The 23,228-nt window shown below is 64.3% G+C and carries 23 protein-coding genes; 13 read left to right on the top strand and 10 right to left on the bottom strand.

Going from position 1 to position 23,228, the window contains the following annotated elements; genetic code table 11:
• Nucleotides 1-127: 127 nt before the first annotated feature.
• The 6 genes from sphantq_RS13765 to sphantq_RS13740 all read left to right on the top strand — a co-directional run bounded on the left by sphantq_RS13765 (nucleotide 128) and on the right by sphantq_RS13740 (nucleotide 4,530).
• Nucleotides 128-832 (top strand): response regulator transcription factor, encoded by a 705-nt coding sequence (locus sphantq_RS13765; RefSeq protein WP_066600551.1) that lies wholly within the window; start codon nucleotides 128-130, stop codon nucleotides 830-832.
• Nucleotides 801-2,402, top strand: a complete 1,602-nt coding sequence (locus tag sphantq_RS13760) for a sensor histidine kinase (protein WP_272798755.1) — start codon at nucleotides 801-803, stop codon at nucleotides 2,400-2,402. Before sphantq_RS13765 ends, sphantq_RS13760 begins: the two co-directional genes overlap by 32 nt.
• A gap of 65 nt (nucleotides 2,403-2,467) precedes the next feature.
• Entirely contained in the window at nucleotides 2,468-2,905 is a 438-nt protein-coding gene (locus sphantq_RS13755; RefSeq protein WP_066600547.1) for an HPr kinase/phosphorylase, read from the top strand.
• On the top strand, nucleotides 2,902-3,834 hold the full coding sequence (gene rapZ / locus sphantq_RS13750; RefSeq protein ID WP_129926500.1) for an RNase adapter RapZ: 933 nt from the start codon (nucleotides 2,902-2,904) through the stop codon (nucleotides 3,832-3,834). Before sphantq_RS13755 ends, rapZ begins: the two co-directional genes overlap by 4 nt.
• Before the next feature lie 22 nt (nucleotides 3,835-3,856).
• Nucleotides 3,857-4,261, top strand: coding sequence for a PTS sugar transporter subunit IIA (locus sphantq_RS13745; protein ID WP_066600542.1), 405 nt, complete (start codon nucleotides 3,857-3,859; stop codon nucleotides 4,259-4,261).
• Nucleotides 4,258-4,530, top strand: a complete 273-nt coding sequence (locus sphantq_RS13740; protein WP_066600539.1) for an HPr family phosphocarrier protein — start codon at nucleotides 4,258-4,260, stop codon at nucleotides 4,528-4,530. Before sphantq_RS13745 ends, sphantq_RS13740 begins: the two co-directional genes overlap by 4 nt.
• A gap of 341 nt (nucleotides 4,531-4,871) precedes the next feature.
• Here the strand turns inward: sphantq_RS13740 and sphantq_RS13735 are convergent, their stop codons facing one another.
• A complete protein-coding gene (locus sphantq_RS13735) occupies nucleotides 4,872-5,984 on the bottom strand; it encodes an AI-2E family transporter (RefSeq protein ID WP_272798754.1) in 1,113 nt (370 codons plus the stop codon).
• Between the two features lie 130 nt (nucleotides 5,985-6,114).
• Between sphantq_RS13735 and sphantq_RS13730 the strand changes: the two genes are divergently transcribed.
• Together sphantq_RS13730 and sphantq_RS13725 are read left to right on the top strand one after the other, a co-directional pair.
• The gene (locus sphantq_RS13730) at nucleotides 6,115-6,912 is read left to right on the top strand and encodes a TrmH family RNA methyltransferase (RefSeq protein WP_272798753.1); all 798 of its coding nucleotides are present in this window, start codon (nucleotides 6,115-6,117) and stop codon (nucleotides 6,910-6,912) included.
• Between the two features lie 121 nt (nucleotides 6,913-7,033).
• Complete coding sequence (locus sphantq_RS13725; RefSeq protein WP_272798752.1) at nucleotides 7,034-8,317, top strand: MFS transporter; 1,284 nt, start codon at nucleotides 7,034-7,036, stop codon at nucleotides 8,315-8,317.
• On the opposite strand, the gene sphantq_RS13720 is transcribed toward sphantq_RS13725, so the two are convergent.
• From sphantq_RS13720 to ffh, 9 genes are all read right to left on the bottom strand, one after another.
• Complete coding sequence (locus tag sphantq_RS13720; protein ID WP_272798751.1) at nucleotides 8,310-8,825, bottom strand: GNAT family N-acetyltransferase; 516 nt, start codon at nucleotides 8,823-8,825, stop codon at nucleotides 8,310-8,312. The two genes, sphantq_RS13725 and sphantq_RS13720, sit on opposite strands and share 8 nt — an antisense overlap.
• Nucleotides 8,826-8,895: 70 nt before the next feature.
• On the bottom strand, nucleotides 8,896-11,571 hold the full coding sequence (locus sphantq_RS13715; protein ID WP_336314427.1) for a TonB-dependent receptor plug domain-containing protein: 2,676 nt from the start codon (nucleotides 11,569-11,571) through the stop codon (nucleotides 8,896-8,898).
• A 344-nt stretch (nucleotides 11,572-11,915) separates the two neighbouring features.
• On the bottom strand, nucleotides 11,916-12,281 hold the full coding sequence (gene rplS / locus sphantq_RS13710) for a 50S ribosomal protein L19 (protein ID WP_056686454.1): 366 nt from the start codon (nucleotides 12,279-12,281) through the stop codon (nucleotides 11,916-11,918).
• Between the two features lie 6 nt (nucleotides 12,282-12,287).
• Entirely contained in the window at nucleotides 12,288-13,025 is a 738-nt protein-coding gene (gene trmD / locus sphantq_RS13705) for a tRNA (guanosine(37)-N1)-methyltransferase TrmD (RefSeq protein ID WP_066600527.1), read from the bottom strand.
• Entirely contained in the window at nucleotides 13,022-13,294 is a 273-nt protein-coding gene (locus sphantq_RS13700; protein WP_272798749.1) for a hypothetical protein, read from the bottom strand. Before sphantq_RS13700 ends, trmD begins: the two co-directional genes overlap by 4 nt.
• Before the next feature lie 58 nt (nucleotides 13,295-13,352).
• Nucleotides 13,353-14,849: a serine hydrolase domain-containing protein gene (locus sphantq_RS13695; protein WP_272798748.1), complete on the bottom strand. Its 1,497-nt coding sequence runs from the start codon at nucleotides 14,847-14,849 to the stop codon at nucleotides 13,353-13,355.
• 71 nt (nucleotides 14,850-14,920) lie between these two features.
• The gene (rimM, locus tag sphantq_RS13690) at nucleotides 14,921-15,415 is read right to left on the bottom strand and encodes a ribosome maturation factor RimM (protein WP_272798747.1); all 495 of its coding nucleotides are present in this window, start codon (nucleotides 15,413-15,415) and stop codon (nucleotides 14,921-14,923) included.
• Between the two features lie 5 nt (nucleotides 15,416-15,420).
• The gene (gene rpsP, locus sphantq_RS13685; protein WP_066600513.1) at nucleotides 15,421-15,876 is read right to left on the bottom strand and encodes a 30S ribosomal protein S16; all 456 of its coding nucleotides are present in this window, start codon (nucleotides 15,874-15,876) and stop codon (nucleotides 15,421-15,423) included.
• A gap of 42 nt (nucleotides 15,877-15,918) precedes the next feature.
• Nucleotides 15,919-17,400 carry a signal recognition particle protein gene (gene ffh, locus sphantq_RS13680; protein ID WP_129926504.1) on the bottom strand — a complete coding sequence of 494 codons (1,482 nt, stop codon included), beginning with the start codon at nucleotides 17,398-17,400 and terminating at the stop codon, nucleotides 15,919-15,921.
• Between the two features lie 306 nt (nucleotides 17,401-17,706).
• Between ffh and sphantq_RS13675 the strand changes: the two genes are divergently transcribed.
• From sphantq_RS13675 to ispZ, 5 genes are all read left to right on the top strand, one after another.
• A complete protein-coding gene (locus sphantq_RS13675) occupies nucleotides 17,707-19,101 on the top strand; it encodes an amino acid permease (RefSeq protein WP_272798746.1) in 1,395 nt (464 codons plus the stop codon).
• Nucleotides 19,102-19,553: 452 nt separating this feature from the next.
• On the top strand, nucleotides 19,554-20,354 hold the full coding sequence (gene dapF / locus sphantq_RS13670) for a diaminopimelate epimerase (protein WP_066600508.1): 801 nt from the start codon (nucleotides 19,554-19,556) through the stop codon (nucleotides 20,352-20,354).
• Nucleotides 20,354-21,613, top strand: coding sequence for a tRNA (N(6)-L-threonylcarbamoyladenosine(37)-C(2))-methylthiotransferase MtaB (gene mtaB / locus sphantq_RS13665; protein WP_272798745.1), 1,260 nt, complete (start codon nucleotides 20,354-20,356; stop codon nucleotides 21,611-21,613). The genes dapF and mtaB overlap by 1 nt, the downstream gene beginning before the upstream one ends.
• Nucleotides 21,610-22,548, top strand: coding sequence for a signal recognition particle-docking protein FtsY (gene ftsY / locus sphantq_RS13660; RefSeq protein ID WP_066600500.1), 939 nt, complete (start codon nucleotides 21,610-21,612; stop codon nucleotides 22,546-22,548). The genes mtaB and ftsY overlap by 4 nt, the downstream gene beginning before the upstream one ends.
• The gene (gene ispZ / locus sphantq_RS13655; protein WP_272798744.1) at nucleotides 22,538-23,200 is read left to right on the top strand and encodes a septation protein IspZ; all 663 of its coding nucleotides are present in this window, start codon (nucleotides 22,538-22,540) and stop codon (nucleotides 23,198-23,200) included. Before ftsY ends, ispZ begins: the two co-directional genes overlap by 11 nt.
• Nucleotides 23,201-23,228 lie beyond the last annotated feature (28 nt).

Raw genomic sequence — 23,228 nt, 5'->3', positions numbered from 1 at the left:
CGTGCGCAGCGATATGTCTCGAATTTCATCACCTCTGTCAGTGGAACCGCCGCCCGCCTTCCTTGCGAGCCCGGCCGCCATGGTCTAACGCTCCTTCCATCCCCCTTTCACGACCATGGGACACCGCATGACCGCAACCATCGCCCTGGTGGATGACGACAAGAATATCCTGACATCGGTGTCGATCGCGCTGCAGACCGAAGGTTTTCTGACGCGCATCTATTCCGATCCCGAAAGCGCGCTCAAGGCGCTGCTGGACAACCCGGCCGACCTCGCCGTCTTCGATATCAAGATGCCGCGCATGGACGGGCTGGAACTGCTCCGCCGCCTGCGCGAAAAGAGCCAGATGCCGGTCATCTTTCTGACGTCCAAGGCGGATGAGCTGGACGAAGCGCTGGGCCTCGCCATGGGCGCCGACGATTATATCGCCAAGCCCTTTTCCCAGCGCCTGCTGCTGGCGCGCATCCGCGCCATCCTGCGCCGCGCCGAGGTCAGCAAGATCCCCGACGCCCCCGACCAGCCGGTCGCCGACCCGATCATCCGCGGCCGGCTGGAAATGGACCCGGCGCGCCACCGGGTGAAATGGAACGGCCAGGACGTCACCCTGACGGTCACCGAATTTCTGATCCTGGAAACCCTTGCGCAGCGGCCCGGCGTGGTCAAGAACCGCAACCAGTTGATGGACGCCGCCTATCAGGACGACGTCTATGTCGACGACCGCACGATCGACAGCCATATCAAGCGGCTGCGGCGCAAATTCCGCGAGGTGGATTCCGACTTCAATGCAATCGACACCCTCTATGGCGCCGGATATCGTTTCTCGGAGGAATGAAGGCGGCGATGCCGGGTTGCGCTGGTCTGGCCGGATCAGCCTCACCCCGCGCATCCTGGCCGTCAACGTCTTCGCGCTGGCGCTGCTGGCGGGGGGCTTCTTCTATCTCGACAGTTATCGCACGCGCATCGTCGACGCCCGGCTGGAACAGTCCGCGCGCGAATTGAAGCTGCTCGCTATCGGCCTCGAAAATGCGCCTGCCGACCGGCACGATGCGCTGATCGCCGCCTATTCGCGCCAGACCGGCGACCGGGTGCGCCGCTATGCGGCCAGCGGTGGCCTGATTGCCGACAGCTTCACCATGGATGCGCCGCGCTACCGCCTGCGCCTGCCATCCGAAGAGGAATGGCAGCGCCATGTCGCCCGTTTCCTCGACAAGGCGGTGGACCGGATCGTGTCGGCCGACCGCCCGCCCGACTTCATCGAGCCCACGGTCGACCGCGCCGAGGCCTGGCCCGAACTGCTGCTAGCCCGCAAGACCGGCCAGCCGCAGGCGATGAACCGCTACGCCCCCGACCGCACCTTCATGATTTCGGCCGCGACGCAGGTGCGCGACGGCACGGCGTTGTTGGCGACCGAAAACGCTCGCGACATCACCCGCATCGTGCGCGCCGAACGGCTGCGCCTGGGCATGGTGCTGGCCGTAGCGGCGCTCGCCTCGGTGCTGCTCTCGCTGTTCCTGGCGCGCACCATCGTCCGCCCGCTCCAGCGCCTCGCCCGCGCCGCCGTGCGGGTGCGCCTCGGCCGCGCGCGCGAAGTCACCGTGCCGCGCCTGCCCGAACGACGCGACGAGATCGGCATGTTGGCCCGCGCCCTGTCCGACATGAGCCACGCCCTGCGCCAGCGGATCGACGCGACCGACGCCTTCGCCGCCGATGTCAGTCATGAACTCAAAAACCCGATCGCCTCGCTGCGCTCCGCCCTCGACGCGCTCGACCGGGTCGGGGCGGAGCGGCCCGACCTGCGCGACCAGTTGATGGCCATCGCTCAGGACGATGTCCGCCGCCTCGACCGTCTCGTCACCGACATCGCCGAAGCCTCGCGCGTCGATGCTGAACTGTCCCGCACCCGATTCGAGCCGATCGACCTTGGTCTCCTCATCGAACGGATGGTGATCGCGCGCGAAGCGCGCGGCGTGCCGCGCGGCGTCCGCCTCGCCTTCGCCCGTCCGCGCAAGGATGTCGCGGTGGTGCTGGGCGAGGAAGGGCGGCTGATCCGCGTGCTCGACAATCTGATCGACAACGCCATCTCCTTCTCCCCCGACGGCGGCCTCGTCCAGATCATCGCCACCGTCGCCGACCATGAAGTGCTGGTCAGCGTCGAGGATGAAGGGCCAGGCGTCCCGCCATCCGAACGCGAGCATATCTTCCGCCGCTTCCACAGCGTCCGCCCGGAAGGAGAAGCGTTTGGCAAACATTCGGGCCTGGGCCTCGCCATCGCCCGCTCGATCATCGAAGGGCATCAGGGCAAGATCGGCATCGGCGACCGGGAAGACGCGCAAAGCGGCGCCCGTTTCATCCTGCGCCTGCCTATGGCGGTGGAGCGCGATCCGGGCATCGTTTCGGAATAGGACGAAAGGCCGTCCCAGCGGCATTTCCATCACGACCAACACAGGTTAAGAGGGGTGTCGGGGATATGGCGCGCGCACTTTCATCAGAGACGCTCCACGCAACGAGCGTGGCCATTGCTGGCCGTGTCGTGCTGCTGTGCGGCCCCAGCGGCAGCGGCAAGTCCGACCTCGGCCTGCGCCTGATCGACCGTGGCGGCATCCTCGTCAGCGACGACTATACGCTGGTCAAACGCATCGACGGCCGACTGGTCGCCACCGCCCCCGACACGATCCGGGGCAAGATGGAAGTGCGCGGCCTCGGCATTATCGCCCTGCCCGTGGCGCAGGATGCGCCGGTGGCCCTGCTCGCCGATCTGTTCGACATTGTGGACCGTATGCCTCTGGAGCCGCTGTTTCGCGCCGTCGCGGGCATTGACGTGCCCGTCATCAAGATCGCCCCGTTCGAAGCCTCCGCCCCGATCAAGGTCGAACTCGCGTTGAAATCCCTCGGATTTGCGCCATGACCCCGCCCAAGACCATTCTCCTGCTCTCCGGTCTGTCGGGCGCGGGCAAGACCACTGCGCTCAAGACGCTGGAGGATATGGGCTGGGAAGTCGTCGACAACCTCCCCCTCGTCCTGCTCGACCGGCTGCTCGACACCCCCCTGCCCGCGGGCCATGCTGGCGCGGACGAGCGGCCGCTGGCGCTGGGCATCGATGCCCGCACCCGCGATTTCGACGCCAACGCCATCGTCCAGCGGATCAAGGCGATGCGCGAACGCCATGGCCATGACATCGAAACCCTGTTCCTCGACTGCTCCGGCACCGAACTGGAACGCCGTTTCGCTGAAACCCGCCGTCGCCATCCCCTCGCGCTCGATCGCCCGGCCGCCGACGGCATCGCCCGCGAACGCGAACTGACCGAACCGCTGCGCCGCTGGGCGACCCAGGTGATCGACACCACCGGCTTCACCAGCAACTCGCTACAGCAGGAAATTCGCAGCCGCTTCTCGCGCGAACGGCTGTCGGACCCGGTCCTGACCATTCTCTCCTTCGGCTTTTCGCGCGGCGTGCCCCGCAATGCCGACCTGATGTTCGACATGCGCTTCCTGCGCAATCCGCACTGGGACGCCGACCTGCGGCCCAAGACCGGGCAAGACCCGGACGTCGCCGCCTATATCCAGGCCGATCCCGCCTATGAGGAAGCGGTCGGCAAGATCGAGGACCTGCTCGCCACCCTGCTGCCGCGCTATTCGGAAGGCGGAAAGGCCTATATCACCGTGGCCTTCGGCTGCACCGGGGGCAAGCACCGCTCCGTCCATGTGGCGGAACGTGTCGCGAACTACTTGCAAGATGCGGGCTTTTCGCCCACGGTCTTGCACCGCAATATTGAATCGACGCCCCAGGATAGTCTGGAGAAGCGCCGTCCGGGAGGCCCGAAAGCAATATCATGAAGCAGGTGGGCCGCAGAAGCACATGATTGGACTCGTACTCGTCACCCATGGGTCGCTGGCGACCGAATTTGTCGTAGCCATGGAACATGTTGTCGGCCCCCAGCAGCAGATCGAAACGATCTGCATCGGGCCGGAAGACGACATGGAACTGCGCCGCGCCGACATCGCGACGGCGGTCGCCCGCGTGCAGGACGGATCGGGCGTGATCCTGCTGACCGACCTGTTCGGCGGCACCCCCTCCAACCTCGCCATCTCGCTGCTGAAAGCCGGCGAGATCGAGGTGATCGCGGGCATCAACCTGCCCATGCTCATCCGCCTGGAAAGCGCGCGGAAGGTGATGGACGTGCGCGCCGCGGTGGCCGCCGCGCGCGAAGCCGGGCAGAAATATATCAGCGTCGCGTCGGAACTGTTGGGCAGCACCACATGAATGAAGTCAGCCAGTTAGTCCGTATCAGCAACAAGCGCGGCCTCCACGCCCGCGCCAGCGCCAAATTCGTGACCCTGGCCAGCGGCCTGCCCGCCGACATCCTGGTGAGCAAGGACGGCAACCATGTCACCGGCACGTCGATCATGGGCCTGATGATGCTGGGCGCCGCGATGGGCGATCATATCACGATCAAGGCCACCGGACCCGAAGCCGCCGATTCGCTGGGCAAGCTGGTCGGCCTGGTCGAGGACAAGTTCGGGGAAGAGTGAGGCTGCGGTTGTTGGGGATGGGGTGATTTCCTGTCATCCTCCTCCCTTTACAGGATGGGTGGCGAGCGCAGCGAGCCTGCAACCCTCACGCCAAAGCCGCCCCTGCCAAACTCCTTCCGATGTAGGATTTTATCTGATCTATCCTGAAAGATGGGCCAGCCCCGCCGCGCGCTGCCCCAGCGCCCGTCGCGCGGGCGTCGCGTCACTGGCGCGTCCGCGTGACCCATCCGTTACGCAACAGCATCGTCGCCATGGCCCCAGCCTTACGTTACCGTGGTTTTACCGGCACTATCGCCCGATTAACCCGACAACGGTGTGAACTTCGCCGTGACGCGCAATGGTCACCCCTCCGCCGCGCTCCGCATCCGCGTGAAGATATCCCAGGTCGCGATGAACAGGGCCGCGATCACCGGGCCGATGACGATGCCGTTGAAGCCGAACATCTCCAGCCCGCCCAGCGTCGATATCAGTACGACATAGTCGGGAATCCGCGTCTCGCGCCCCACCAGGATCGGGCGCAGCACATTGTCGACCGACCCGATCACCAATGCGCCGCACGCCACCAGCACGCCCCCCTGCCAGATCGCCCCTGTCGCAAACAGATAGATCGCCACCGGCACCCAGACGATCGCTGTGCCGACCGCGGGCAACAAAGACAGCGCGCCCATCAGCACGCCCCACAGCAACGCGCCCTCTATGTCGAGCGCCCAAAAGACGATGCCCCCGATCAAGCCCTGCACGATGGCGACGACAATGCTGCCCTTGATCGTGGCGCGGATGACGACCACGAACTGATCGATCAGCGCCTGGCGCTGGCTGGCGCGCAGCGGCGCCGCCGCCGCGATGCGTTGCGACAGCATTTCCCCGTCGCGCAGCAGGAAATAGGTCAGGTACAACATGACGCCCAGCGCCACGAAGAAGCTGAACGCGCTCTGCCCGATCTGGAACGCCTGCGCCGCCAGCGTGCGGAAACTGCTGGTCACGCCCTTGGTCACCATATCCTGCGCCGCATAGAAATTGGTCAGGCCCAATCGCCGCAAATAGGGCGTCGCCCAATCGGGCAGCGCCGCCAGCACCTGCCCGAACAGGCGCACGAAATTAATCTCGCCCGACTGGATCTTGGCATAGAAATAGGCCCCTTCCTGCAACAGCGCCGCACCCAGCACGAAGGCCGGGACGATCACCACCCCCAGGATCAGGAACAGGGTGATGAGCGCCGCGCCATTGCGATGCGTGGGAATGGCCGACAATATCTGCCGGTTGAGCGGCGCGAACAGGATCGCGGCGATCACGCCCCACAGCACGGCGGCGAAGAAAGGCTCGATCACCAGCGCGAACGCGATGGACACGACCAGCACGACGCCCAGGAAAAATCCGTCCTCGATGCGGGGCGAGACATGCAGCGGCGGCACCGGGGCAAGCGTGACGGGTGGCGGGGGTGTTTTGGCGTCCATCGGCGACCCTTCGCAAAATTCGCGATTCAAATCCATCGTGGAAGATGCGCATCGGCTTCCCCCTGTCCTTTTCACCTTTCCATGGCTAAGGAAGCCGCTTCCTTCCGCTCATTTGGGACCAGCGACAGACGTGGCACGCGAGATCACCGGATTTTCCAACCCGCTGGTGAAGCGCGTCCGCAGCTTGCGGGAAAAAAAGCATCGCAAGGCCGAGGGACTGTTCCTGGCCGAAGGGCTGCGCATCCTGACCGAAGCGCGCGAGGAAGGCGTGCTCCCCGAAATGCTGTTCCACGCCGGCTCCACCCATCCCCTGGCGCTGGACCTGATCGACGCGATGGAGGCGACCGGCGGCGACGTCATCGAAACCACGCCCGACATCCTGTCCAAGATCAGCGGCAAGGACAATGCACAGGCGGTGGTCGGCGTCTATCGCGACCGGCTTACCCCGCTCGACAGGCTGGACCGTACCAAGGCGGACATCTGGATCGTCGCCCAGTCGCTGCGCGATCCCGGCAATCTCGGCACGATATTGCGCACGGGCGACGCGGTCGGCGCGGGGGGCCTGATCCTGATCGACGATTGCGTCGATCCCTTCTCGGTCGAATCGGTGCGCGCCTCCATGGGGGCGCTCTTCACCCAGTCGATCACCCAGGCGCGCTGGGGCGAATTCATGCACTGGCTGCGGCAGGGACCGGGCGAACTGATCGGCACCAGCCTGAAGGCGACGCAGGACTATCAGGAACCAACCTATCAAAGCCCCAGCTTCCTGCTGGTCGGCAACGAAGCGCAGGGCCTGCCGGAAAGCTATGAGGCGGAATGCGACATACTGGTCAAGATGCCGATGCTGGGCAAGGCGGACAGCCTGAACGCCGCCGTCGCCACCGCCGTCATGGCCTATGAATTGTTGAACCAGAAGCGACGACGATAATATCACGCCGTTCCCGCGCAGGCGGAAACCATCTCCGGCCTTGCGGCAAGGACAGCGCAGGAGATGGATTCCCGCCTGCGCGGGAATGACAAAGAAAAGAAGCGACAGGGGGCGAACGGGCATGACCAACACAAGCGGCATCGGGGAAATGTGGCGGCACAAGCGCGTGCTGGCGGCCAGCCTGATCGGCACGGCGGTCGAATTTTACGACTTCTACATCTACGCCACCGCCGCCAGCCTGATCTTCCCCTCGCTCTTCTTCCCCTCCTCCTCGCCCTCGGCGCAGTTGATGGCCTCCTATGGCAGCCTCGCCCTCGCCTTCTTCGCCCGGCCCGTCGGCGCCGCGGTGTTCGGCCATTTTGGCGACCGCATCGGGCGCAAGGCCACTTTGGTCGCCTCGCTGATGCTGATGGGCGGCTGCACGCTGCTGATCGGCTTCCTGCCCACCTATCAGATGATCGGTTACTGGGCGCCGCTGATCCTGTGTCTGTTGCGCTTCGGCCAGGGCTTTGGCCTCGGCGGCGAATGGGGCGGCGCGGCGCTGCTGGCGGTGGAGAACGCCCCGCCGGGCTGGCGCGCGCGCTTCGGCATGTTCCCGCAACTGGGCGCCCCGGTCGGCTTCATCGCCGCCAACGGCCTGTTCCTGATCCTGGGCGCCTTCCTGACCGACGAAGACTTCTTCGCCTGGGGCTGGCGCCTGCCCTTCCTGGGCAGCGCAGTGCTCGTGATTCTCGGCCTCTGGGTCCGCCTCAAGCTGACCGAAACCCCGGAGTTCGCCGCCGCGCAAAAGGAAACCCCACCGCCCTCCGTGCCGCTGGCGACCCTCCTCTCCTCGCACCTCGGCGCGGCGATCGCCGGCACCTTCGCCTGCGCCGCCTGTTTCGCCGTCTACTATATCGCGACCGCCTTCGCGCTCGGCTACGGCACCACCGCGCTCAGGATCGACCGCAGCAGCTTCCTCGCCATCCAGTTAGGCGCGATCCTGTTCATGGCGATCAGCATCGTCATCGCCGGCTGGTGGGCCGATCGCACCAGCCCCACAACCGCACTGGCCTGGGGCTGCGCGGGCACGGTGGCGATGGGCCTCGTCTTCGGCCCGCTGATCGGCACCGGCGCGCTGCTGCCGATCTTCGTGGCGCTCAGCCTGGCGCTGTTCGTCATGGGCTTCATCTACGGCCCGCTGGGGGCATATCTGCCGGCCCTCTTCCCGATCCAGCTACGCTATACCGGCGCGTCCTTTGCCTTCAACCTGGGCGGCATTGTCGGCGGCGCGCTCGCCCCGATCGTCGCCACTTGGCTGATCGGCGCACAGGGCGTCGCTTGGGTCGGCCTCTACATGTCGGCGGCCGCGCTCCTCAGCCTCGTCGGTCTCTGGTTCACCAGCCGGACGTCCGCGATCAGATAGGCTTGCGCATCAGCAGCATCGGCACGCCGCTATCCTCGAACGGCCGCACCCCCTCGAACCCGAAACTGCGGTAGAGCGGCACCCCGGCCATCGTGCCGGTCAGTTCCAGCGCGGCAAAGCCCTCCCCCTTCGCCGCCGCCTCGCACAGCGACAGGATCAGCGTGCCCACGCCTTTGCGCACATGATCGGGGTGGGTGTACATCGCCCGCACTTTTGCCGGCTCGGTCGCCGGGTCAAGCAGCCGGTCGTCCCGCCCCGCGCTATGATTGCCGCCATAGGGTGTCGCCCGACGGCTCCACCCGCCGCATCCGGCGATGGCGCCCGCATCCTCGATGACGAAATAGGTGCCGTCCGCGATCAGCCGGCTGTCCAGCCCCATGAAGGCGTGGCTGGCCGCGACCTGGCCGGGGGTCAGCCAGGCGGATTGCAAATCTTCGATGGCGCGGGTCATCAGCGCCGACAGGCGCGGTTCGTCGGCCAGGATGGCGAGGCGATGGGTCAGCGGCATATTATGTCCTGCAACGAAAACGGCCGATCCTGCAAGGGACCGGCCGTCAATCGTCGCTGTTATGCAGGGATCAGAATTTGAAACCGACCTTCCCGTACCAGAAGCCGCCATTGAAGCCGAAGGGCGACACGTCGGGATAGATGTCGCCGGTGAATCGGCCGCCGGTCGAACCATAGACCGGACCCAACGTCCCTTTGGTGTTGGAATATTTGTCGGGATAGTTGCTGAAGAGGTTCTGCACACCCACGCTCAGGGTGAAATTGTCGTTCACTTCATAGCTGCTCTCGAAGTCGAACACGAACTCGCTGCCGAACGTCTGCGACACCGGGCCGTCATCCGTCTGGGTATATTTGCCATACCAGTTCATGCGCGCCAGCACGGAGAAGGGACCGCTGTTCCAATTCTCGGTCAGGATGACGCGGGTCTTGGGCAGGGTCTTTTCCAGCTGGGCGACGCGAACATCGGATACGATGTCGGGATCGCGTGCGATGACCTTGGTCTTGTTATAGTTGAACGCCAGCGTGGTGCTGAAACTGCCCATGGTGTCCGTCGCAAAGCGATAGCTGCCGACGACGTCCACACCCTGGGTGCGGGTATCGAAGGCGTTGGTCAGGAACTGCACTTCGTTGACGGTCGCATAGTTGGCCAGCCCCAGCGACTGGAGCGTGGGCCGCTGGTCATTGGTGATTTCGAACGTGCCGGATGTGCCGATCCGGTCCTTCACCTTGATGTTGTAATAGTCGATCGAGAGCGTGAAGCCCGGCGCAGGCGTGAACACGCTGCCGAGCGAGAAGCTGACCGACTCTTCGGGCTTGAGCGGCGTTGCCCCCAGGAAGGCCGCGACCGGGCTGGTGACCGGCAGCGTCATCGATTCGATCGCGTTGGGATTGCCGGGATTGAAGCCAGTTGCGATGCTGCTGCTGTTGACCTGGCCCGGCGTCGGCGCGCGGAAGCCCGTCGCCACCGTGCCACGCAGGGCGACGATATCGGGAACGACCGCGTAACGGGCCGAAAATTTGCCGGTGGTCGAATTGCCGAAGTCGGACAGATGCTCATAGCGGCCAGCGATGCCGAAGGAGAGTTGTTCGGTGACGTCCCCTTCGATGTCGATATACAGCCCCTTGGAATTGCGGCTGCTTTCGCCGGCGATGGCCGGGCCGTAACCGGGGAAGCCATTGGCGCCGACCGGCAGCGTGACCGACAGTTGCGATCCGTCGGCGTTCAATACCGGCGTGCCGTCCTGATGGAAGACAAGGTTCCCGGTATATTGCCCGATCGCGTAGGAGGCCGCGTCGCCCAGACCTAATTCATAGGATTCGCGGAAATATTGGCCGCCAAAGGCGATGGTGACGGGGCTGGCGAAGCCGACTTCCCAGGGATAGCTGAAGTCCGCATTGATCAGCGTTTCGCGCTGCTCCAGCTTGCCCAGGTAGAATTCGTTCGGCGACGTGATGCCCAGCGACGGGTTCATCGTGCCGTTCATCGTGTAGCGCAGCGTCGACTGGCCATAGCTGCCAGAAATGTCATAGTTCAGGCCGAAGCCTAATTTGCCCTTATAGCCGACGGTGCCTGAAATATCGTCGATCTTGCCAAAGAAGATCGGCGTGAAGCCGCCAGGATAGACGCAGCTCCAATTCTGGACCAGCGGGTCGGAACAGGTCGCGACCTGGGTATAGTCGCGCGTCGTGACTTCATAATCGTTGGGCGCATAGACATTCCCGCCCGCAGCGCCAGTCTGGATGCCCGGCAGCGTGTTGTCGAAGTCCGTGAAGTAATCGTTGAAGATGCCGTTCTTGCCGAAGCTGTTGCCTTCGATATCGACGCCGGACGTATTGACCGACTGGCGATAGTTGAAGCTTTCTTCCTGGAAGCTGTGACCATAATTGCCGAAGAAATAGACGCTGCTGTCATCGCCCAGGTCAAACCCGCCATTGACGAAGAAGCGGTAGGATTCCATCGCCGGATTGCCGTAGCGCTGCGCCAGAGCCGGCACGCCGATGGTGGGCTGCTCCTGCGCCAGTAGATGCGCGCCGGCGCGCGTGACACCGCGGCTGGTCTTGGCCGCATTCACATATTCGCCGCTGATGTTGATGAAGCCGCTGTCGCCCAGCTTGAACCCGCCGTTCAAGGCGAGCTGATAATCCTCGCCATCGCCGCGATAAAATTGGCCGTAGCGGGCATAGCCCGAAATGCCGTCCGTATCGTCGCGCAGGGTCATGTTGATGACCCCGGCGATGGCGTCCGATCCGTATTGCGCCGATGCGCCGTCGCGCAGCACTTCGACCGCGCGGACCGCAATGGCGGGCACCTGCGCCAAATCGGCGGAATGGGCGCCGGCGGACTGGGCGTTGGCGCCGATCTGGACCAGCGCGGAACGGTGCATACGCTTGCCGTTGATCATCACCAGCGTCTGGTCGGGCGCCAGGCCGCGCAGGTTGGGCGGACGCACAAAGGACGAGCCATCGCCAATGGCGTAGCGCGCGACCGAGAAGGAGGGAACGAGGTTCTGGATCACCTGATTCATGTCGGCCGTGCCCTGCTTTTGCAGTTCAACGCCGGAATAGACATCGATCGGCGTGGGCGATTCCGCCACGGTGCGATCGGTGCGGCGGGTGCCGGTCACGATGATGGTCTGGCCCGGTTCGGCGGCAGCAGTCTGCAGCGGCGCATCCTGCGCAAGAACAGGCATGGAAGAACAGAGAGAAACAGCAATTGCGCTGCGTGAAATCAGACCCTTATACTTCATCAAAAAAGCCCCCTATTTCTCTTTTACAGAGGCCTTTTCGACATCCCCCACCTTATTTTATTTTCAACGTCATGAAGTTGCAAAATTCCCCGACCGAAACTGAAAGTTTCAGTGCAACTACAATCCGTAACAATTGGAAACGGAAGGCTGACATAAATCCACCATCAACAAAATGGCCCTTTTTGCCGCAGCGCAAAATCTTTCGCACGGGACAAAGCCGGACGATCGTCAAATTTTGTCAAATCCTTGTAACATAACGAAAAAGGCGGCGACCTTGGGGGTCGCCGCCTGTATCTTTTTTACAACTGTCAAGAAGCGTTGTTAGACGCTCAATCTTGCCGTGATCAGCCTTCGCGGTTGTCGCGGCGCTCGGCGATGCGAGCGCGCTTGCCGGTACGGCCACGCAGATAGTAAAGCTTCGCACGACGCACGACGCCACGGCGGACGACGGTGATCGAATCGAGGTTGGGCGAATAGAGCGGGAATACGCGCTCCACGCCTTCGCCGAACGAAATCTTGCGCACGGTGAAGTTCGAACCCATGCCCTTGTTCGAACGGGCGATGCACACGCCTTCATAGTTCTGAACGCGGCTACGCTCGCCTTCAATGACCTTCACGCCGACGCGCAGCGTGTCGCCAGGGCGGAATTCGGGGATGTCCTTGCCGAGGGCGGCGATGTTTTCCGCCTCGATCTGCTGGATGATGTTCATGTCAACTCAGTCCTTGGTCGTTCGTTGCGCACCAGAGGGCGACTGGACCCGAACGCCGATGTGACGTTCCCAAAGGTCCGGCCGCCTTAGCCGTGTATCATCCTCCGCCTGTTGTTTCCGCCAGGCGGCGATCTTCGCATGATCCCCCGATCGCAACACTTGCGGGATCGCGCGCCCCTCCCATTCTACCGGGCGGGTATAATGCGGATATTCGAGCAATCCCGTTTCAAAGGATTCCTCGACTCCGCTGGAAGCCGCGCCCATTACACCGGGAAGCAGCCGAACACAAGCATCGAGCAGCAGCAAAGCCGCCATTTCCCCGCCCGACAGGATGATGTCTCCCATGCTGACCTGCTCGATCGGCCGGGCGTCGAAGATACGCTCGTCAAACCCCTCGAACCGGCCGCAGACCAGGGTCACGCCCGGCCCTTCCGCCAGGCTGCGCACGCGCGCCTGGGTGATGGGCGCGCCGCGCGGCGTCATCGCCAGCACGGGCAGGTCGGGCCGCTTCTCCAGCGCGTGATCCACCGCCTTGGCCATGATGTCCGCACGCAGCACCATGCCCGCGCCGCCGCCCGCGGGCGTATCGTCAACGGTGCGATGCCGGTCGGCGGCGAAATCGCGGATGTGAATCGGGTCGCACGCCCACTTCCCCTCGCTCAGCGCTCGCCCCGCCAGCGAAACGCCCAGCGGCCCCGGAAACATCTCTGGATAGAGGGTCAATATCTGCGCAGCGAAGCTCATTTCCGGCGCGACCGCAACCAGGCCGCGGACGCTCCTCCGCCCATACACAACAGGCCACAGATCAACAGCGCGACACCGATGCTCTGGAGCAGCCCTGCAAAGGGTCGTTCGGGGTGCAGCACACCAGGGATCAGGACCAGCAGAGGGATCGGGCATACCAGCGCAACCGCGCTGACGACCTTCACGCCGCGCGACCAGTCGACGCTGAACAGGCGCCAACCGGCGGCCAGCATTGCCAGAAGATAAAGAGCGGTGAGTATTTGCGCCATGACCCGCGCTTAGGATAAGCGCGCCGCCTCGTCCAGTTTCGCCTCGCCTGCCTGTCGCTCAGGGGGTCTTTACGGACAGTTTTAGTTCCTGAATCTGCGCACCCTGCGTCGGCGCGAGCAGGATAGACCCCGCCACGCGCCCCTTTTCGCAGGTCCAGGTAAAGCTGCCCGACAGATTGCCGCCGGCCTTGATCGGCGCGTCGGTGCGGCACGCCCCGACCTCGCTTTTCAACGCGGCAAGCTTCTTGCGCCAACTGTCCATGTCGCTGTCCATCAGGAAGTTCATCGCCAGCCGATCCTGCGCGCCCTGCACGCCGCCAGCGGCATAGATGCGCCCGGTCGCGGCATAGCCATCCGCCAGCAGGGGCGACACCGCCTGCGTCCGCTCGACCAGCACGCCGGCCTTCTGCAACGCCATGGCCGCGTCCCAGGCGGGGCCAGCGCCGCCATTATAGGTGCGGTTGGTGAAGACGAAGATGCCAACGCCATGGTCGGGCATCAGCATCACATGGCTGCCATAGCCGGGATAGCCGCCGCCATGGGCCAGCGTCAGGCCCAGGTCGCAATCCTGCGCCACCCGCATACCAAAACCATAGGCAGCCGCCTGACGACAGGCGGACGGGCCACTGGCGCCATATCGCGGGGCGAGGCTAACGAAATTACTCCCCTCCGCCAGCATCCGCACCGCCGATCGCGGCGCCGGTCCGGCATCGGGATCGTCCCGCGCGGGCCAGGCGGACAGCAGGAAGGCGACCCAGCGCGCATAATCATTGGCGCTGGTCTGTAGCCCGCCCATCGCGCCGAATGCGCCGTCGCGCATCGTCGGCTCCGCCTTCCATCGCCCTTCTTCCCAGCGATAGCCGATCGCGCGCCGATCGAGCGGCCATTCGTCCACCGCATAGCCGCTCGACGCCATCCCCAGCGGCATCAGCAACGTCTGTTCGACATAGCGGCGATAGGGCCGACCGGAGACAGTGGCGATGATCCGGCCCAGCAGCGCGAAGCCGAAATTACTATATTCATAATGGCTGCCCGGCGCGCTGCTGAACGGCACCCCCTGTTGCAGCATACGGGTGAAGTCCGCTTCCGGCAGCGGCGTCTGGCGGTCGCCCCAGGGATTGTCGTCGACCAGGCCCGCGCTATGGGTCAGCAGGTCGCGGATGCGGATGCGCGGACTATCTTTGGTCGGATAGGTCCAGGCGCGCATCTCCGGCACATAGGTTTCGGCCAGATCATCGAGCGAGAGCTTGCCCTCTTCCCGCAGCTTCAGGATCGACAGCGCGGTGAAGGCCTTGGTCATCGACGCGATGCGGAACAGGCTGTCCGGCGTCGCCGGCCGCTTATGGACCAGATCCTGTACGCCCAACCCCTTCACATGGACCAGTCGCCCGTCGGCGACGATGCCGTACACCAATCCGGGCGCGTGGCTATCCACTTGGAAATCGGCGAACAGGCGATCAATTGCGGGAATCGCCTGCGCGATCTTCTGCGCGTCGGCGGCGTGGACCGGACACACGGCAGCGATCATCAACAGCAGGCAGGCGGCAAGGCGCATCGAAACATCCCTCCAGCAACGGAGGATCAACCATGCCACGCTGCATCATGGCCGCAAGGGACATTTACCCCTTATTCGACGAAGATCGCGTCAATGATCGCGCGGCCCGCCTCCAGCGTCACCGCATGCATCGGCGCCATGAAACGCTTGCCCTTCTTGCCTTCCACCGATGGCCGTTCGACCTCGATGATGTCGCCCGCGCCGAAATTCTCGATCGCAATGATCTCGCCCAGCGCCTCGCCCGCACTAGACAGGCAGGACAGGCCGATAATGTCGGCATGATAATATTCGCCCTCGCCCAGCGGCGGCAGGGCGGAACGGGGCACGGTCAGCGCCGTGCCGCGCAAGGCTTCGGCTTCACCGCGTGTCCCGATCTCGGCGAAACGGGCGACCGCGCCATTGGGACCGGGGCGAACCGACTTCAACGTCAATATGCGCCCGGCCGCATTGAAGCTTTTGTAGCTTTTGAGGCTTTCGGCCCCTTCGCCAAAGAGCTTCAGACGGACATCGCCCGCCACTCCATGCGCACCGATGATCGCGGCGAGAGTGACGGGCTTGTCGGTCAAGAGGCTCAGCCTTCGGCCTGTTCGGCAGCGACTTCTGCAGCCGGCGCTTCTTCAGCAGCCGGAGCCGGAGCAGCGGCGGCCTCGGCAGCGGCCGCCTTGGCGGCTTCGGCGGCTTCAGCCGCTTCGGCGGCCTTGGTGGCGCGGTCTTCAGCGCGATCCTTGGCCTTCTGGCCCGGCTCCGCCTTCTTGGGGTTGTTGCGCACGATGCGCTCCTTCACGCCGGCGGCGTCCAAGAAGCGGGCGACGCGGTCGGTCGCCTGGGCGCCGGCGGCAACCCAATGCTTCGCACGCTCGACGTCCAGAACGACGCGCTTCTCGTCGCCCTTGGGCAGGACGGGATTGTAGCTGCCGATGCGCTCAATGAACTTGCCGTCACGCGGGGCGCGGCTGTCGGCCACGACGATGCGATAATAGGGACGCTTCTTGGAGCCGCCGCGCGACAAACGAATGGAGGTTGCCATGGAATTTGACCTTTCTACTCAAACCAAAAATGTGGGAATTGCTTACTTCTTCATGAAATTTTGAAAACCGGGTGGAAGCTTGGGCATGTTGCCGCCCAATCCGCCCAGGCCCGACAGATCGGGTCCACCCCCGCCTGCGCCGCCGTCCGGGCCGCCAAGGCCGCCCAATCCGCCCATGCCACCGCCGCCGGTGAACATCTTGGCCAGCCCTTTCAGGCCGCCCATCTTGCGGATCTTCTTCATCGCGCCTTCCATTTCCTGATGCATTTTCAGGAGACGGTTGACGTCCTGCACGGTGCGGCCCGCGCCCTTGGCGATGCGAATCTTGCGCTTGGCGTTGATCAGGGCGGGCTTCTCCCGCTCCTTGGGCGTCATGGAGCCGATCATGGCGTCCAGATGCACCAGCGTCTTGTCGTTCGCGCCGCTATTGGCCATCGCCGCCTGGGCCTTTTTCAAGCCCGGCAACATGCCCGCCAGCGCGCCCAGACCGCCCATGCGGCGCATCTGGTTCAACTGGCTGCGCAGGTCGTTCATGTCGAACTGACCCTTGGCCATTTTCTTGGCCAGCTTGTCGGCTTCCTCCGCATCGATCGTCTCGGCGGCGCGCTCGACCAGGCTGACGACGTCGCCCATGCCCAATATGCGCTGCGCGACACGCTGCGGATGGAACAGCTCCAGCGCATCGAGCTTTTCGCCGGTGCCGGCGAACTTGATCGGGCGGCCGGTGACGGCCCGCATCGACAGTGCCGCACCACCACGCGCATCGCCGTCCATGCGGGTCAGCACCACGCCGGTCAGCGGCACCTGGCTTGAGAAGTTCGTCGCGACATTGACCGCATCCTGGCCGGTCAGCGAATCGACCACCAGCAGGATTTCAGCGGGGTTGGAGGCGTCGGCGACCGCCTTCATCTCGTCCATCAACGCCTGGTCGACATGCAGCCGACCGGCGGTGTCGAGCATCACCACGTCGAAGCCCTGCAGCTTCGCCGACTGGAGCGCGCGCTTGGCGATATCCACCGGCTGCTGGCCCGCCACGATCGGCAGCGTGGCGACGTCGATCTGCGTGCCCAGCACGGCCAACTGTTCCTGCGCGGCCGGACGCTGGACGTCGAGCGACGCCATCAGTACCTTCTTGCGCTCTTTTTCCTTGAGGCGCTTGGCGATCTTGGCAGTCGTGGTTGTCTTGCCCGACCCCTGCAAGCCGACCATCATAATGACGGCGGGCGGGGTCACGTCGATCAGCAGGTCGGACGCTTCGGAACCCAGCGTTTCGGTCAGCGTGTCGGAGACGATCTTGACGACCATCTGCCCCGGCGTGACCGACCGCAGCACGTCGCTGCCGACCGCCCGTTCGGTGGCCTGATCGACGAACTGGCGCACGACCGGCAACGCGACGTCGGCCTCCAGCAGCGCGATTCGCACTTCACGCATCGCGGCGCGGACATCGTCCTCCGTCAGCGCGCCGCGCCCACGCAGTTTGTCGAATACCCCACTCAGACGATCGCTTAGCGAATCGAACATCATCACCTCATTTGGGCCACAAAGGCCCGGAAAATCCCGCATCCCTGCCAAACGACAAAATCGCCGGTGGGCGAAACCTCGCCAACCAGCGTCCATCCGATGCCCCATATGGGCGTCCTGGATTTGTCAGGGACCGGACGGCAGACCGCCCGATTGCACGGCGCCCTTAGCGCAAGGGCGTCCATGATGCAAGCGATCCGGGGCGAGGCACGCGGACGGCAGCCGGATGCAAATTTGGCCACAGCTTGCACAATGCGCTGCTTTACGCCAGCACAACAGCCCAAGTTGAATATCGGGGAGCCTAGGATCATGAGCTGGACACGCCGCAAGCCCATGGAGGCGATGACACCCAAGGAAGCGGGCCATCAACTGGCGCGCACCCTGTCCTGGCCGCATCTGCTGGCGCTGGGCGTCGGCGCGATCGTGGGCACCGGCATCCTGACTCTGATCGGCGTTGGCGCGGACCGCGCCGGACCGGCCGTCCTGCTCTCCTTCGCCATAGCGGGCGCGATCTGCGCCTGCGCCGCGCTCGCCTATGCCGAATTGTCGACCATGATGCCCGCGGCGGGCAGCGCCTACAGCTATAGCTATGTCGCGCTGGGCGAAGGCATCGCCTGGGTCGTGGGGTGGAGCCTGATCCTGGAATATAGCTTGGTCGTGTCCACCGTGGCGGTGGGCTGGTCGGGCTATGCCGCGCCTTTGCTCACTGCGATCGGCTTCCCGAAGATGTTGACGCAGGGACCGGAACTGGGCGGCCTTATCAACCTGCCCGCCATCTTCATCATCGCCGTGGTCGCCGGACTGCTGATGCTCGGCACGCGCGAAAGCGCGCGCCTCAACACCATTCTCGTACTCATCAAGATCGTGACGCTCAGCCTGTTCGTCGCTTATGCCCTGCCCGCCTTCGACGCCCAAAATCTGGAACCATTCATGCCCTTCGGCTTCGCCAAGCATATGGGGCCGGACGGGGTCGAACGCGGGGTGATGGCGGCGGCCGCGATTATCTTCTTCGCCTTCTACGGTTTCGACGCGATTTCGACCGCAGCGGAGGAAGCCAAGAACCCGGACCGTGATCTCGCCATCGGCATCGTCGGATCGCTCATCATCTGCACCCTCATCTATGTTCTGGTGGCCGCCGCCGCGATCGGCGCCCTGCCCTTCACCCGCTTTGCCGACAGTCCCGAACCGCTGGCGCTGATCCTGCGCGAAATGGGCCAGGGCGGCATTGCCCGCATCGTCGCCATCGCCGCGGTCATCGCCCTGCCCACCGTGCTGCTGGGTTTCCTCTACGGCCAGAGCCGCATCTTCCTGGTGATGGCGCGCGACGGATTCCTGCCGCAAAGCCTGGCGAAGATTTCCAAGCGCGGTACGCCCGCGCGCATCACTGCCGTCACCGCCGCGCTGGTCGCCGTCATCGCCGGTTTGCTGCCGATCGACGAGATCGCCGCGCTGGCCAATGCCGGCACGCTGATCGCCTTCACCGCCGTAGGCTGGTGCCTGCTCGTCCTGCGCCGCCGCAGCCCAGACCTCCGCCGCCCCTTCCGCACGCCGGCCGCCTGGTTCGTCGGCGTGGGCGCGATCGGCGGCTGCGCCTATCTGTTCGTCAGCCTGCCGATGAAGACGATCCTCGCCTGTCTGGTGTGGAATGCGATCGGTTTACTCGTCTATTTTCTGTACGGGCAGAAGCGGGCGACCGCGGCGTAGGGAGATCGAACGAAATAATTCCTGCACATTCGACGTTCACGCCAGCAATCGATGAAGCCGGTCAGCGACGCTATAATGTCTATGACGGGCATTTGACATGGATTTTACCCGGTCGCTCTGGATCAATCAGAATTAGAAAGCCCGCGCCACCTCAGCCCGACATGGAATTGACAGTCCAGAAATTGCCTGACGGCACGCGCGAAAAATTGTTCGGCTTGTCACCAGATTGGATACAGCAGGACAGATGGTCGCGTGAGACCAGGTCCGAGCAATCCTAAAGAGATAAAACTCGCCAAAGTTGCCTGTGAGCAAGCTAAAGCCATGCCTGTGGAGATCACCAAGGACAAGGACGGCAATTCCATCTCAGTAGTGCGAGGCCTGAGCATATTATTCAAGGTAGCAGAATAACCACGGACTCGCCTTTTCCCTCCACCCCCACTACATGCCCGCCCATGGGACGCTTCTCCAAAATGCACGGCCTGGGCAATGATTTCGTTGTGATCGACGCGCGCGATGGCGCGGTCGAGATGACGGAAGCGCGCGCCCGCGCCGTCGCCGATCGACACGCCGGGATCGGCTGCGATCAATTGATCCTGATCGGCAACGCCCCCGACGCGGACGTGTCGATGCAGATATTCAACGCCGACGGCAGCGAAGTGGAAGCTTGCGGCAACGCGACCCGCTGCGTGCCCCTGTTCGTCGGCCGCGACGTGCTGATCCGCACCAAGGCCGGCCTGCTCGACGCCAAGAGCGTGGATGGCGGCGCCAGCGTCGATATGGGCGCACCCCGTTTCGACTGGGACGCGATCCCGCTCGCCTATCCCATGGACACGCTGACCATGAGCGCGAGTTGGGAAGAGCTGCCCGCCCCCGCCGCGGTCAATGTCGGCAACCCGCATGTCATCTTCTTCGTGGACCATCTGGACGGTGTGAACTTCGACCGTCTCGGCCCGCTGATCGAGCATGATCCGTTGTTCCCGGCGCGCGTGAACGTCAATTTCGCGCAGGTCGTGGGCGACGATCATCTCCGTCTGGTGGTATGGGAACGCGGCGCGGGGCTGACGCGCGCCTGCGGCACGGGCGCCTGCGCCACCGCCGTCGCCGCCGTCCGCCGCAAGCTGGTGACGGGGCCGGTGACGGTCAGTCTGCCGGGCGGCGATCTGGTGATCGACTGGGCGCCGGGCGGCACGATCCGCATGACCGGACCCGCCACCCATGTCTTCGACGGTGAGGCTGACTGGGACCGCTTCTGATGCCCCCTGCCTCAACCAAAGCGCCGGACATCATCACCATGGGCTGCCGCCTCAACATCGCGGAGAGCGAGGCGATTCGCGACATGGCGGCCGGCCAGGACGATCTGATCGTGGTCAATAGCTGCGCCGTGACGGCCGAAGCGGTGCGCCAGACCCGCCAGGCGATCCGCCGCGCCCGCCGCGAACGGCCCGACGCCCGCATCCTCGTCACCGGCTGCGCCGCCCAGACCGAGCCGGAGACCTTCGCCGCCATGGCCGAAGTCGATGGCGTGATCGGCAATCGGGAGAAGATGGAGGCGAGCAGCTTCGCCGCGATAACCGAGAAGGTCCGCGTATCCGACATCATGGCCGTCCGCGACACCGCCCCGCATATGGCCAGCGCTTTTGCCGACCATGCCCGCGCGTTTCTGGAGGTCCAGAATGGCTGCGATCATCGCTGCACCTTCTGCATCATTCCCTATGGCCGGGGGAACAGCCGCTCTGTCCCCGCCGGCGCGGTGGTGGACAAGGCGAAACAACTGGTCGATGCCGGCTATAGCGAAATCGTGCTGACCGGCGTGGATGTCACCAGCTATGGCTCCGACCTGCCGGGCAGCCCCTCGCTCGGCCTGTTGATCGAACGCCTGCTGAAGGGCGTGCCCGACCTCCCCCGCTTGCGCCTGTCGTCGATCGACAGCGTGGAAATAGACGATCGGCTATTCGATCTCATCGCGCATGACCCGCGTATGATGCCGCACCTGCATCTCTCGCTACAGGCGGGCGACGACATGATCCTCAAGCGCATGAAGCGTCGTCATAGCCGCGCCGACGCCATTGCCATCGTGGAACGGCTCAACGCCGCCCGCCCCGACATCAGCATTGGCGCGGACATCATCGCAGGCTTCCCTACCGAGGAGGAGGCGATGTTCGAAAACAGCTTGGCCCTCATCGATGAATGCGACATCGTGCACGGCCATATTTTCCCCTATTCGCCGCGCGCCGGCACGCCGGCCGCACGGATGCCACAGGTCGATCGCGCGACGATCAAGGCGCGCGCTGCCCGCCTGCGTGACGCATGCGCCGCGCGACGCGAGGCCTGGCTGCGCAGCTTGATCGGCACCACCCAATCGGTGCTGGTCGAGCGCAGCGGGTTAAGCGGCCACGCCGAAAATTTCGCGCCAGTCCGCTTCATGACGGCACAGTCCTCCTCCTCCATCGTCCCTGCTACCATCACGGCGCTTGAGAATGGCGCGCTGATCGCGCAAGAGGCGCAGCAATGACAGACACCGGCACCAGCTGGCGCGACCGCCTCTTCGGCGGGCTGAAGCGCACATCCGACAGGCTTGGCGACAACCTCACCGGCCTTTTCTCCAAGGCGGCGCTCGACGACCAGACGTTGGACGAGATCGAAGAAGCCCTGATCGTTTCAGACCTTGGCCCCGCCATGGCCGCCCGCGTGCGCGAACGGCTGTCCGAAGGGCGCTTCAACAAGGAGCTGACCGAGGAATATCTGCGCGCGATCATCGCGGAAGAGATCGAGAAGGTGCTCGCCCCGGTCGCCCGCCCGTTGGAGATCGAAGCCTTCCCGCGGCCGCAGGTCATCTTGGTGATCGGCGTCAACGGATCAGGCAAGACCACCACCATAGCCAAGCTCGCCAATAATTTCCTGGAGCAGGATTATGGCGTGATGCTGGCCGCAGGCGATACCTTCCGCGCGGCGGCCATCGGCCAGCTCAAGGTCTGGGCCGAGCGTCTGGGCATCCCCATCGTCGCCGGCAAGGAAGGCGGCGACGCGGCGGGCATCGTATTCGACGCGGTCAAGCAGGCGACGGAAACCGGCATCGACGTGCTGATCGTGGACACGGCCGGGCGCCTTCAGAACAAGACCGAATTGATGGACGAACTGTCCAAGGTGCGCCGCGTGCTGGGCCGATTGAACCCGGCCGCCCCGCACGACGTTGTGCTGGTTCTGGATGCCACCACGGGACAGAATGCGTTGAACCAGATCGAAGTCTTCAAGGAAACCGCGCAGGTGACGGGGTTGGTCATGACCAAGCTCGACGGCACGGCGCGCGGCGGCGTGCTGGTCGCGGCGGCGGAGAAATTTCGTCTACCCATCCACGCCATCGGCGTTGGCGAAAAGATCGAGGATCTGCGCCCCTTCGATGCGGGCGACATGGCGCGCGCCATTGCAGGGACGGCCTATGCCCGCTGACGCCAAGCCCGCCGCAAAGCCTGCCCATGGCGGCACGCTTAGCCTGGCGCTCGATTTCGGGCCGCTGCTGGTGTTCTTCCTGACCTATAAGGGCGCCGGCTGGCTCATGGGGGCGGGTAATCCGATCACCGCTATGACCTTCGGCACGGCCGCCTTCATGGCGGCGATCGTGATTGCGGTGATCCTCTCGAAAGTGAAGCTGGGCCGGGTGTCGCCGATGCTGTGGCTGTCGGCGCTGCTGATCCTGTTTTTCGGCGGCCTCACCATCTATTTCCATGATCAGAGCTTCATCCAGTTAAAGCCCACGATCATCTACAGCTTCTTCGCGCTGATGCTGTTCGCAGGCCTGTTACGTGGCAAGCCGCTACTCAAATATCTGCTCCAGGCCGCCTATGACGGCCTGAGCGAAACCGGCTGGCTGAAGCTGTCGCGCAACTGGGCGCTTTTCTTCGTCGCCATGGCCATCGCGAACGAGCTGATGCGGCGGTCAATGAGCTTCGACAGCTGGCTGGCGGTCAAGGTCTGGGGCGTGACCATCGTGTCGATCGTCTTCGCCGCCGCCAACATTCCGATGCTGATGCGCCACGGCCTGACGCTGGGCGACAGCCTCGACAGCGACGAGGTCGGCGAAACCACCCCGCCCCAGGGATAAGCGCTTATTTCTGCGATCGTTTCGCAAT

The organism is Sphingobium sp. AntQ-1, from assembly GCF_028538045.1.
In the GTDB taxonomy this organism is placed as follows: Bacteria; Pseudomonadota; Alphaproteobacteria; order Sphingomonadales; family Sphingomonadaceae; genus Sphingobium; species Sphingobium cupriresistens.
The sequence above is the reverse complement of the archived record's forward strand: the minus strand, read 5'-3'. Positions and strand labels throughout refer to the sequence as shown.